The organism is Actinophytocola sp. NPDC049390 (assembly GCF_044466355.1).
In the GTDB taxonomy this organism is placed as follows: Bacteria; Actinomycetota; Actinomycetes; order Mycobacteriales; family Pseudonocardiaceae; genus Actinophytocola.
Window position 1 is genome coordinate 1 of sequence record NZ_JBITMQ010000038.1, and the last position, 10,824, is coordinate 10,824.

The 10,824-nt window shown below is 72.2% G+C and carries 11 protein-coding genes and 1 pseudogene; 11 read left to right on the forward strand and 1 reads right to left on the reverse strand.

Annotated features, from left to right (window positions below):
* The 11 genes and pseudogenes from ACIBVP_RS45475 to ACIBVP_RS45525 all read left to right on the forward strand — a co-directional run.
* Positions 1–468, forward strand: a pseudogene (locus ACIBVP_RS45475) (hypothetical protein); the annotation flags it as partial.
* Positions 469–601: 133 nt separating this feature from the next.
* Entirely contained in the window at positions 602–1,057 is a 456-nt protein-coding gene (locus ACIBVP_RS45480) for a hypothetical protein (protein ID WP_396112799.1), read from the forward strand.
* Positions 1,054–1,983, forward strand: coding sequence for a hypothetical protein (locus tag ACIBVP_RS45485; protein ID WP_396112789.1), 930 nt, complete (start codon positions 1,054–1,056; stop codon positions 1,981–1,983). The genes ACIBVP_RS45480 and ACIBVP_RS45485 overlap by 4 nt, the downstream gene beginning before the upstream one ends.
* Positions 1,970–3,367 carry a V-type ATPase 116kDa subunit family protein gene (locus ACIBVP_RS45490; protein ID WP_396112790.1) on the forward strand — a complete coding sequence of 466 codons (1,398 nt, stop codon included), beginning with the start codon at positions 1,970–1,972 and terminating at the stop codon, positions 3,365–3,367. Before ACIBVP_RS45485 ends, ACIBVP_RS45490 begins: the two co-directional genes overlap by 14 nt.
* Positions 3,364–3,783 (forward strand): ATP synthase subunit C, encoded by a 420-nt coding sequence (locus ACIBVP_RS45495; protein ID WP_396112791.1) that lies wholly within the window; start codon positions 3,364–3,366, stop codon positions 3,781–3,783. Before ACIBVP_RS45490 ends, ACIBVP_RS45495 begins: the two co-directional genes overlap by 4 nt.
* Positions 3,780–4,001 (forward strand): V-type ATP synthase subunit F, encoded by a 222-nt coding sequence (locus tag ACIBVP_RS45500; RefSeq protein ID WP_396112792.1) that lies wholly within the window; start codon positions 3,780–3,782, stop codon positions 3,999–4,001. The genes ACIBVP_RS45495 and ACIBVP_RS45500 overlap by 4 nt, the downstream gene beginning before the upstream one ends.
* Positions 3,998–4,516: a hypothetical protein gene (locus ACIBVP_RS45505; protein WP_396112793.1), complete on the forward strand. Its 519-nt coding sequence runs from the start codon at positions 3,998–4,000 to the stop codon at positions 4,514–4,516. Before ACIBVP_RS45500 ends, ACIBVP_RS45505 begins: the two co-directional genes overlap by 4 nt.
* Positions 4,513–6,249: a V-type ATP synthase subunit A gene (locus ACIBVP_RS45510; protein WP_396112794.1), complete on the forward strand. Its 1,737-nt coding sequence runs from the start codon at positions 4,513–4,515 to the stop codon at positions 6,247–6,249. Before ACIBVP_RS45505 ends, ACIBVP_RS45510 begins: the two co-directional genes overlap by 4 nt.
* Entirely contained in the window at positions 6,246–7,616 is a 1,371-nt protein-coding gene (locus tag ACIBVP_RS45515) for a V-type ATP synthase subunit B (RefSeq protein ID WP_396112795.1), read from the forward strand. Before ACIBVP_RS45510 ends, ACIBVP_RS45515 begins: the two co-directional genes overlap by 4 nt.
* On the forward strand, positions 7,613–8,230 hold the full coding sequence (locus tag ACIBVP_RS45520) for a V-type ATP synthase subunit D (protein ID WP_396112796.1): 618 nt from the start codon (positions 7,613–7,615) through the stop codon (positions 8,228–8,230). The genes ACIBVP_RS45515 and ACIBVP_RS45520 overlap by 4 nt, the downstream gene beginning before the upstream one ends.
* Positions 8,227–8,649: a universal stress protein gene (locus ACIBVP_RS45525; RefSeq protein ID WP_396112797.1), complete on the forward strand. Its 423-nt coding sequence runs from the start codon at positions 8,227–8,229 to the stop codon at positions 8,647–8,649. Before ACIBVP_RS45520 ends, ACIBVP_RS45525 begins: the two co-directional genes overlap by 4 nt.
* Positions 8,650–8,676: 27 nt before the next feature.
* Here ACIBVP_RS45525 and ACIBVP_RS45530 read toward each other — a convergent pair whose 3' ends face one another.
* Positions 8,677–10,590 (reverse strand): DUF2341 domain-containing protein, encoded by a 1,914-nt coding sequence (locus ACIBVP_RS45530; protein WP_396112798.1) that lies wholly within the window; start codon positions 10,588–10,590, stop codon positions 8,677–8,679.
* Between the last annotated feature and the right edge of the window lie 234 nt (positions 10,591–10,824).

Consider the following 10,824-nt stretch of genomic DNA (forward strand, 5'->3'; position numbering starts at 1 on the left):
CCGACCGTGCCGATGTGCCGGGTGGCCGAGCGCTACGGCGAGATGTTCGACGCCTACGCCGACCGGCTGAACGTCAACGACGGCACGCTGCTGCTACCTGACATCGGCGGCACGGCGCTCACGACGCGGCTCGAGGTCATCGACCTCGCCGGGCTGGCGTCCTACCGGATCGCCGAACTGCGGGGCACGGGCGACCTGGCCGGGTTGCGGGACCACGTGTTCGAGGAGGCCCGGCCAACGTTCATCCACACGCACGGCGCGTGGGACGCGGGCATATCCGCCGACCCGCGGCTGAAGCGGGACTACGTGTGGCTCTACCGGGGCGCAGGTACCGACAGCGACTGGGTGCGCGACGACGTCGCCGATGACGCCGATGTGGTCGCCCTGCGTGCGTACGCGGCGAGGACGGTGCCCAAGAAACGCGCCGCGGGCCCCCTTCGCCACTGCACTGCGACGTACCGCAGGTAGCCGACGCCACCGGGCGCCGCCGCGGGATCGTCTCGCCGACGAAGGTCCCGGTGCCACGGGGACTTCGTCACTGGCTCCGTCCTGGCGCACGGCCAGAGCATCGTCTGGAGACCTTCTCCGAGAGGGGCTGACGGTGGCAAGTCTGCGTGACTCCCTCGATCGGTTCCGGCCGGTCGCCGCTCCTGGCGCACCGGGTCGGCGCGGTGTCCCCGCCGATCGGGCGGCGGAGCGCGAGTCCGAGCTGGCACCGCTGTTCGCGGCCCTCGCCGAGACCGAGAGTGCGGCGGAGGCCATCCGGGCGCATGCGGTCGCCGAGGCGGACCGACTTCGACAGGACGCCAGGCAGCGCGCCGAGGCGCTGGTCGCGGATGCCAGGGCACGAACCGAGTCCTTGCGTGCCGACACGGCCGCACGTGGCAGGGCGACCGCGGACCGGGAACGCGAACGAGCGCACGAGTCGGCCCGGGACGTCGCCGAGCAGGTGCGGCTGCGTTCGGAGGCGCGGCGGCCGGGCTTCGTCGCGCGCGCCACCGCGCACGCGAAGGACGCGCTCGACCGGCTGGGCACATCACCGGTGGGACCGCCGTGACCGGCGGGGCCGGCTGGGTCGCCGGTGACGTACGGGGCCGGGCCTTGCTGAGCCGCAGGGTGGGTGCCGACGGCGCCCTTCGTCTGGCCACCTCCCCCGCGCTCGCCGACGCGGTCGCCGCCCTGGCCTCCGGGCCGTACGGGCGCACCGTGCGTGCCGGGCAGGAACTCCGCGAGGCCGAGCACGCCGTCGGCGCCGCGCTGCTCTGGCACCTGCGGGTGCTCGCCGGGTGGCAGCCACGCGCAGGCGCCGAGGCGGTCCGCCAGCTGGCCGGGTGGTTCGAGATCGCCAACGTCGTCGAGCACGCACGCGCACTCGCCGGGTTGCCCGCCGGGCCCCGCTACCGGATCGGCAGGCTCACCACCGCGTGGCCCCGGTTGACAGCGACGAACACCGGCGCGGAACTGCGTGCGGTACTCGCCACCACCTCGTGGGAGGACCCGGGGTCGGCGGCACCCGCCGTGGTCGCGGTGTCGATGGCTCTCTCGTGGGCGGCGCGGGTCGCGGCGGCCGTGCCAGAGGCCCGCGCCTGGGCCGAGGGGGCGGCCGCGTTGCTGTTCGCCCGGCGGCGTTTCGCCGCCGAGGACGGAGAGCTGCCGGAACCGGTGGCGTCGCGGGTGAACGTCCTGCTCGGTACCGCCGTCACCGCGAACACCTGGCAGGGCTACGTCGACGGCCTGCGCACCGACGCCGGCTGGCCGCTTGCCGAGTGCCACGGACCCGACGCCCTGTGGCTCGCCGAACTCGCGTGGTGGGCGCGGGTCGAACGGGACGCCGCGGCGTTGCTGTCCGTGCCGAGGGCCGGGCGCGGCCCGGTCGTCGGCATCGTCGCGTACCTCGCGCTCGACGCGTGGCGGGTGCGGGCCGCACTCCAGCTCGCCGCCCGCGGCGGGCGGCCGGTGGAGGCGTTCGATGCGTTTACCTGAGACCACCCGTCCCGTACGGATGCGACGCGTCGCGCTCGCCGCGCCACACGACGATCTGCGTACCGCACTGGCGACGGTCGCGGGCGCGGGAGTGGTCCAGTTCGACCGGCCGGACGAGAACCCGGCTCCGGGGCCGGCGGGCCAGGCTCTGCGCAGGCTGCACGCCGACCCGCACGCGGCGGCGCTGGCCGCCGCCACCCCCGACCTGGAGGCGCTCGAGCGGGCCGGGCGGGCCGATCTGATCGCCGGGGAGTCGGAACTAGAGGAGTACGCGGCGAGCGCGGTTCGGCACGGGGCGGTCGCCGCGCTCACCGGGTGGTCGCCGGAGCCGGAACTGCCCGCGTTGTCGGAGCGGGTCGCCGGGCACGGTGCCGCCCTGGTCCCCTTGCCCACTCCCCGTGGCGTCGACCCGCCCACCCTGCTACGGCCGGGCGGTGAGATCCGCGGCGCCTTCTCGACCCTGGTCAGCACCTACGGCACCGTTCCCTACCCGGACGTGGACCCGACACCGCTGGCGGGCGCCGCCTACGTGCTGATGTTCGGGATGATGTTCGGCGACGCCGGGCACGGACTGTTGCTGCTCGTCGCCGCGGCACTCCTGCGCGCCGGACTGCCAAGGCGCTCCCCCACGCTGCGCAGGGCTTGGCCGTTCGTGGGCGCCGCCGGCCTCGCGAGCATCGCGTTCGGCTCCCTGTACGGCGAGTTCTTCGGGCCGACGGAAGTGTTGCCGGTGCTGTGGGTCGCTCCGCTGGAGGCCCCGGTGCGGCTACTCACGGCGGCGGTCGCGGTCGGCGCGATGCTGCTGGCCGCGGCGTACGGGGTGGCCGTCGTCAACAGGTGGCGTGAGGGCGGGCCTCGGCTCGCCGTGTACGCGTCGTCCGGCGTCGCGGGCCTCGCCCTGTTCCTCGGGCTCGGCGCGCTCGCGGGCGGCCTGTACCTGCGGTCCGGTCCGCTCGTCGCGGCCGGGGCCGTGATCACGGCGGCCGGGCTCGTGCTCGCCGCGGTGGGGTTCCACGCCGAGGCGGGCGGCGGGGCGGCCGGGGCGGTGCAGGCCGGGGTCGAACTGTTCGACACGGTGATCCGGCTCGGTTCCAACCTGTTCTCGTTCGCGCGGCTGGCCGCGTTCGGGCTCACCCACGCCGCGCTCGGCTGGCTCGTGTGGAGTGGCACGACCGCGCTGGTCTCGGCCGGCTGGCTCGCGGCGGTCGGCGGCGTCGTGGTGTTCGTCGCGGGCAACCTGCTCGCGTTCGCGTTGGAGGCGCTCGTGGCCGGGATCCAGGCGCTGCGGCTGGAGTTCTACGAGCTCTTCTCCCGGATCTTCGCCGGCGAGGGCGAGCCGTTCCGGCCGTGGCACCTCCCGCTGGAAGACCTGGAGGAGACATGAGTGCGTGGCTGATCGGGTTGCCGATGCTGGTCGCGGCGGCGTTGGTGGTCGGCCGCCTGATGCGAGCGCGGCGGCGAGCGGCGATCGCGGTCCTGCTCGGGCTCAACGCCGTGCTGCTCGGCGGTGCTCTGGTCGTGCTGCTGCTCGCTCTGTCGAGCGGCCCGGCCGCCGCGGAGGCGGTGGTCGCGCAGGGCGGGTCGGCCGCCGACTGGGCCGCGCTGCTCGGCGCCGCGATCTCGGTGGCGGGTTCGTCGATCGGCGCGGCCATCGCGGTCGCCTACACCGGCAGCGCGGCGCTCGCCGCGATGAGCGAGCGCCCGGAGATCTTCGGCCGGGCCATGGTGATCGTCGGGCTGGCCGAAGGCATCGCGATCTACGGCCTCATCGTGGCCATCATCCTGATCGGGAGGGCGTGACGGTGGCGACCGTGGCGGTGATCGGTGAGCGGGTGGTCGTGCGCGGGTGGTCGCTCGCGGGTGCGGCGGTGACCGCCGCCGACGACGCCGACGCGGTGCGCGCGGCATGGCGGTCACTCGACACCGACGTGGCAGTCGTCGTGCTCACCCCGGCCGCCGCCTCGGCGCTCGAGGACGAGATGGCGCTGGGCGCGCCGCTGACGGTGGTGCTGCCATGACCACGACGGAAGTGTTCGTCGCGCTGCGCCCGCTGCGGAAGGCGTTGCTGCACCATGCCGAGACCGACGCTGAGCGGTGGCTGGCGGCGGCCCGCAGGGACGCGACCGAGATCGTCGAGGCCGCCGAACGCGAAGCTGCCGAGCTGTCCGACCTGGCGCGGGCACGTGGCGCGGCGGAGGCCGAGGAGGTGCTCGCCGCGGAGCAGGCAGCGGCTCGCCGTACCGTGCGGTCGGCCGAACTCGCCGCCCGCATGGCCGCCTACGACCGGTTACGCACCGAAGTCGTCGCCGCGTTGCGTGCGCTGTCCGGCGGACCGGACTACCCGCTCCTGCGTGAGCGGCTGGTCGCCGAGGCACGGCGGGTCCTCGGCGACGACGCCGAGATCGTCGACGCGCCTGGCGGCGGGGTGTACGGCCGGACCGCGAGCGGGAGGGTGGACTGCTCGCTCGACGCGTTCGCAGCGCGAGCGGTCGCCGCACTCGGGCCGGAACTCGACGGGTTGTGGTCATCGTGAACGAGTTCGCGCGCCGACCATCGACTCCGACCACCGTGCGGCGGGTGTCGGGACCGCTGGTCGAACTGGACATCGGACCGCGGATCGACATCGCGATGCACGACACGGTCACGTTGGGGCTGGAGCGGATCCCTGGCGAGGTGGTGGCCATCGAGGACCAGGTCGTAACCGTGCAGGCCTACGAGTACACGGGCGGGCTCGCGCCCGGCGCCCCAGCCATGACGGGCGGCCGCCCGCTGTCCGCGCAGCTCGGCCCCGGTCTGCTCGGGCAGGTCTTCGACGGCTTGCTGCGCCCGTTGTCGGCCGCGCCGACGTTTCTGCGGCCAGGTACGGGCACCACCGCCGACACCCGCACCTGGACGTTCGAACCCGAGGTGGCGGACGGCGACGAGGTCTGTGCCGGCGCGACGCTCGGCGAGGTGACCGGCGCCGGTCCGGTACCCCACCGCGTGCTGGCGCCCGTCGCGGGACGCGTCGAACTCCTCGCCCGCGAAGGGGACCCGGACACGGTCGTCGCACGCGTCGCGGACGTGCACGTACGACTGACCGAGGTATGGCCGGTGCGCACCCCACGCCCGTATCAGCGGCGGGTCGACGCGGTCGAACCGCTCCACACCGGACAACGCGCCCTCGACCTGCTCTTCCCGGTCGCCCGGGGCGGGTCGGCGGCGGTGCCGGGCGGATTCGGCACCGGCAAGACCGTCCTGCTGCAGCAGCTCGCGAAGTGGTGCGCCGCGGACGTGATCGTGTACGTGGGCTGCGGTGAACGCGGCAACGAGCTGGCCGACGTGATGGCCGACCTGTTCGCGCTCACCGACCCGCGCACCGGTGGCACGCTCGCCGACCGCACGGTGGTCGTCGCCAACACCTCGAACATGCCGATGATGGCACGGGAAGCGAGTGTCCACACCGGGATGACCGTCGCCGAGTACTTCCGCGACATGGGTCACGACGTGGTGCTGATCGCCGACTCGACGTCCCGGTGGGCGGAGGCGTTGCGGGAGTTCGGCTCCCGTACCGGCGCGCTGCCCGCCGAGGAGGGCTACCCGGCCGAGCTGGCGTCCGCGCTCGCCGCGTTCTACGAGCGGGCCGGTGCGGTCGAGACACTCGGCGGGCGACACGCGTCGATCACCGTGGTCGGCGCGGTCTCCCCACCCGGCGGGGACATGACCGAACCGGTGACCGCGCTGACCGAACGGTTCGTCCGCTGCCGCTGGACGCTGGACCGCGACCTCGCCTACGCGCGCCACTACCCCGCGGTGTCGTGGTCGGGTTCGTTCTCCCGGGACGTCCCCGCGGTCGGCGCGTACCACGCCCGCCACGGCGACCCCGACTGGGCGGCGCGACGCGGCCGCATCGTCGGGTTGCTCGCCGACGCCGACCGGCTCGCCGCGCTCGCCGACCTCGTCGGCGTCGCCGCCCTGCCAGGACACGAGCGGATGGTGTTGCTCGGCGCACGCCTGGTGCGGGAGGCGGTGCTGCAGCAGAGCGCTCTTTCCGCACAGGACGCGTTCTCGTCGGCCGCGAAGACCGCCGCGCTCGCCGACGTGGTGCTCGACGTCGTCGACGCCGTACAGGACGCCATCACTGCGGGCATTCCGGCCGCGGTGCTGGAGGAGGTCGACTTCTCGCCGTTGCTGCGTGCCAGGGAGGAGACCGCACCGGACGACGTCGCCGGTGTCCTGGCACACAGGGATGTCGTGCTCGCGAACCTGCGGGAGGTGCGCTCGTGACCGGTATCGAATACACCTCCGTGCACACACTGCGTGGCCCGCTGATGGTGCTGAACCGGCTGTCGGGCGTCGGGTGGGACGAGTTCGCCCGCATCCGTACGGTCGACGGCGGTCGGCGGCACGGTCTCGTCCTCGAGGTCGACCGCGACCTGGCCGTGGTCGAGGTGCTGGAGGGGACCAGCGGGATGACGACGCGCGGCACCGGCGTCGAGTTCACGGGCGAACCACTGCACATTCCCGTCGGCACCGGATGGCTCGGCCGCGTGTGCAACGGTCGAGGGGAGCCGGTCGACGGCGGGCCGCCGGTGCTGGGCACCGCACGGGCGCCGGTGTCCGGCCATCCCCTCAACCCCACGCACCGCGAGCCACCGGCGGAACCGGTGACCACCGGTGTGTCGGTCATCGACGGCCTGACGACCTTGGTACGCGGACAGAAGCTCCCGGTGTTCTCGGTGCCCGGCCTGCCGCACCTGGAGCTCGCCACGCAGATCGCCGCTCAGTCGAGCGTCGGCGGCGAGCCGTTCTCCGTGGTGTTCGCCGGGATGGGCCTCACCCGCGCCGACGCCGCACTCGTGCGCGACACACTGGAGGAACGCTCCGCGGCCGGGGAACTGGTGCTGCTGCTCAACACCGCGGACGACCCGGTGCTGGAGCGGATCATCACGCCGCGGGTCGCGCTGACCGTCGCGGAGCACCTCGCGTTCACCGGCGGCCGGCACGTGCTGGTCGTGCTGACCGACATGACGAGCTACGCGGAAGCGTTGCGTGAGGTGTCCGCGGCACGGGAGGAGATCCCCGCGCGGCGCGGCTACCCCGGCTACCTCTACAGCGACCTGGCCTCGCTGTACGAGCGCTGCGGTCGCATTCGCGGCGTACCCGGCTCCGTGACCATCGTCCCGGTGCTCACGATGCCGACAGGCGACCTCACCCACCCGGTGCCGGACCTGACCGGGTACATCACCGAGGGCCAGATCGTCCTGTCCGAACAGGTGCACGCGACCGGTACGTACCCGCCGGTCGACCCGCTGTCCTCGTTGTCGCGCCTGATGCGGCACGGTGCGGGCCCTGGACGCACCCGCGTCGACCACCTCGACGTGGCCGCGCAGCTGTTGGCCGCGCTGGCCAGGGCCCGGCAGGTTCGAGAGCTGGCCGACCTGGTCGGCGCGGGCACGCTGAGCCGCACCGACCGGATCTACCTCGACCTCGAGCAGGCGTTCCACACCGATCTCGTCGCCCAGCGGCGCGACGAGGTGCGCAAGATCGACGAGACGCTCGACCGCGCCTGGCGGGTGCTCATGCGCCTGCCGGCGCGCGAGCTGACGATGCTCCCCGCCGACCTCGTTGCCGCGCACGGGGGGCCGTCGTGATCAGGGTTCCGCCCGGCCGGTCCGGCAGGCTGTGGCTGCGCGGCAGGTTGGCCGCGGCCACCCGCGCGACCACGCTGCTGCAGCAGAAACTCCGCACACTGCGCGAAGAGCAGCGCAGGCTCGCGATCCGGGCCCGTGACTCCGGCGAACGGTGGACCGCGGACGCCACCGAAGCCGCCACTTGGGGACTTCGCGCGGCGCTCGCAGGCGGCGAGCGGGCATTGCTGCTCGCCACGACCGGCGACCTCGCGACCGTGACGATCGGCTGGACCACGTCGATGGGGGTGACGTATCCGGTCGAGACGTCCTGCGCGCCACCGGCCCGGATACCAGGGCTGACCGTGGTCGGGAGCGCGGCGCTGGTGCGGGCGGGAGAGGCGTACCGGGTCGCGCTCGAGTCCGCGGTCCGCCACGCCGCGGCACGCGAGGCACTGCGGCTCGTCGAACGCGAGATCGGCACCACCCGCCAGCGGGTGCGCGCGCTGGACCGTCGCTGGCTCCCCGCGCTGCGCAGGACGAACGTGGAACTCGAACTCGCGCTTGAAGAACAGGAACGTGCCGAAGGGCTGACCAGGCGCCGAGCCAAGCGCCGAGCCGAGGAGGTGCCGTCATGATCCGCCGCATCCTGCTGGCCGTCGACGACTCAGCGGCATCACTGGCCGCCGCACGCACGGCGGTCGAGATAGCCGCGGCGACAGGCGCGCACGTGCACGTACTGCACGTCCTGGTCGACAGCGAGCTCGCGGCAGCGCTGGGCACCCACGACGGCGACCGGCAGGTCACTGGTGCCGAAACGCTGCTGGCCCATGTTTCCCGCTTGGCTGTCGCGGCAGGCGTGCCGGTGCGGAGCGAATGCGCCGCCGGGGAACCCGCGCGCTGCGTACTGGACCGTGCCCGCGCCCTGCCCGCTGACCTCGTCGTCATCGGCAGTGCCGGCCGGCGTGGGCCGGGGCAGCCCTACGTCGGCCATCACACCCAGCACATCCTGGAGTTCGCCGAATGGCCGGTGCTGACCGTGCCGGCACCGGCCTGATCGGCTCGCTGTTCCGCCGCGCCGTCGTCAGCGGATCTCCTCGGCGCCGACGGACGTCGGCGGTTCAGGGCCCGTCCACCGGCGGATGCGCAGGTCGTCCACGTCGTACGTGGTGGTGCCACCGTTGTAGCCCTCGACCTGAACCTGGTTGGCGTCCGCGAACTGCCCGGTGATCGTGCCGACGGTGCGGCCGTCGATGGAGAAGACCATGCTGCCGTCGGGGTTGCCGAGCACGGCGAACCGGTGCCAGCGCTGAGAGCGGGCGACGGAGGTGACGGTGTACGCGTAGGTCTTGGTGTGGAAGACGTACCGGCTGGTCGATGCGCCGGTCCAGACGCCGACACCCACGCGGTTGTCGCTGCCGTTGGTGATGCGGACCATCTTGAACGCAGTGCTGTCGAGGTCGTCGTAGATGTCGGCCTCGAAGAAGAAGCTGTTGGCGAGCGGCTGTGGTTTGCTCAACGCCATGCTGGTGCCGGTGGCCTGGGTGAGCCGTGCGCTCAGTGCGCCGCGCCTGACCTGCACAGTGGACGTCGACCAGGTGCCATTGCCCTGCTCACGTCGCCAGCCGCCGCCCGGGGTGAGGCCGTTGATCAGGTCCGCGTAGTCGACGCCCGTGTGCCCGATCCGCCAGACTTTCGAACCGTTGTGCGCGGAGTACCACAGGCGAACCTGGTTCGTGACGGGGTCGAAGGTGAAACTGGATCGGTAGAGGCTCTTGTCCCACCCGCCCGAGTACGTCAGCGCCGGGTTGGCGTAGGTCGTCCAGTTGACCCGGTTGGTGGACCGGGCGAACCGGATGATGCCTTCCGGCGTGCTCGGGTAGTCCAGGAACATCCAGTACTCGTTCCGGTCGGGGATGAACTCCACGTCGAAGTGCCAGACCGCGTCGGCGAGGTACACCGCCTGCGAGTTCGCGAAACTCAGGCCGTTCGCCGACGAGGCTGTCCGCGCGGCCCCGGTCCCCGAGTTCACCGCCCAGAGGTGGTAGGTCGAGCCCTGCTTGACGATGGTCGGGGCGATGTACAACGGATCGATGGCGAGCACCCAGTCGACGACAACGACCGGCGCCGTCCAGTGCACGCCGTCGCTCGACCTGATCAGCTTCAGGTAGTTGTGGTCGTAGTAGGGCTTGCTCTCGTGTCCGGCGCATTGCTTGGCGCGGCGGGTGTCCAGGTAGTACATCCACAGCTCGCCGGTCGCGTCGTTGTACAGCATGTCGGGGTCGTTGTTGTGGTCACATGGTGGTGTGGGCACCAGCGGGTTGACCCCGCCGGGTGGCACGGACCAGCGCAGCCCGTCATTGCTGACCAGGATCGAGGGATTCTCCAGCTTGTCGTTGCTACCGGGATAGGGCGTCTCCGCCATCCAGTACCGGAACCCGTTCCAACCCTGGGGGAAATGCACCACGTCGGGGTGCACGGCCTGCCCGGAACCGTCGTAGGTCGGTGTCGTCGACGGGCTCGGGGCATTGAGCAGTCGTTCGAATCCGTCGTAGAACGCGAACGTCTTCGCCCCACTGCTCGCGGGCGGCGCATTCGTGTTCCCGTAGTACATGTAGATGGTCTTCGCCGCCGACGCGGGCAGCGCCGGCACCCGCACGACGAACCACGCGAGCCTCGACGTCGTGTTGTACTCGTCCAGCCAGTGGTTCAGCAGCGTCGTCCCGTCGCTGTCGGTGAACCGGATGTCCTGTCCGGAAGAGCGGGTGAAGTCGAAGTTGGCCGCGCTGAGCGACACCGTCACCTGCTGGTTCGTCCGTTCCTGCGCGAGGGTGTTCGTGACGGTGACCGGTCTTCGGTACAGCCAGGCCGAGTCGAGCCAACCCGCCTGGGCCTCGGCGGCCACCGGCACCGCAGGTGTCACGAACAACGTCGACGCGAGAGAGATCGCGACCGCGGTTGCTGCCACGCGAACCGCGCGCCCCAGTACTCCGTTCATGGTGAGCTCCGTTCCCCAGTCGTTCGATCCATCGACGGTGCGGGCACGCTGACGTCGCGAACAGGGCACAAGGTCACGCACTTTGTTGCCACGCAATAACATCGGCGTTTTGCTCTCTGCCGAGCACGCCTCTCGGGGCACTAGGGCCTGTATCGAAGTGGATCAGCTGATGGCTTCGGGTGTGGCCTGTTCCGGCGTGTCGTTGATCAAATAGGAGAGGTCTCCGGTAGATCG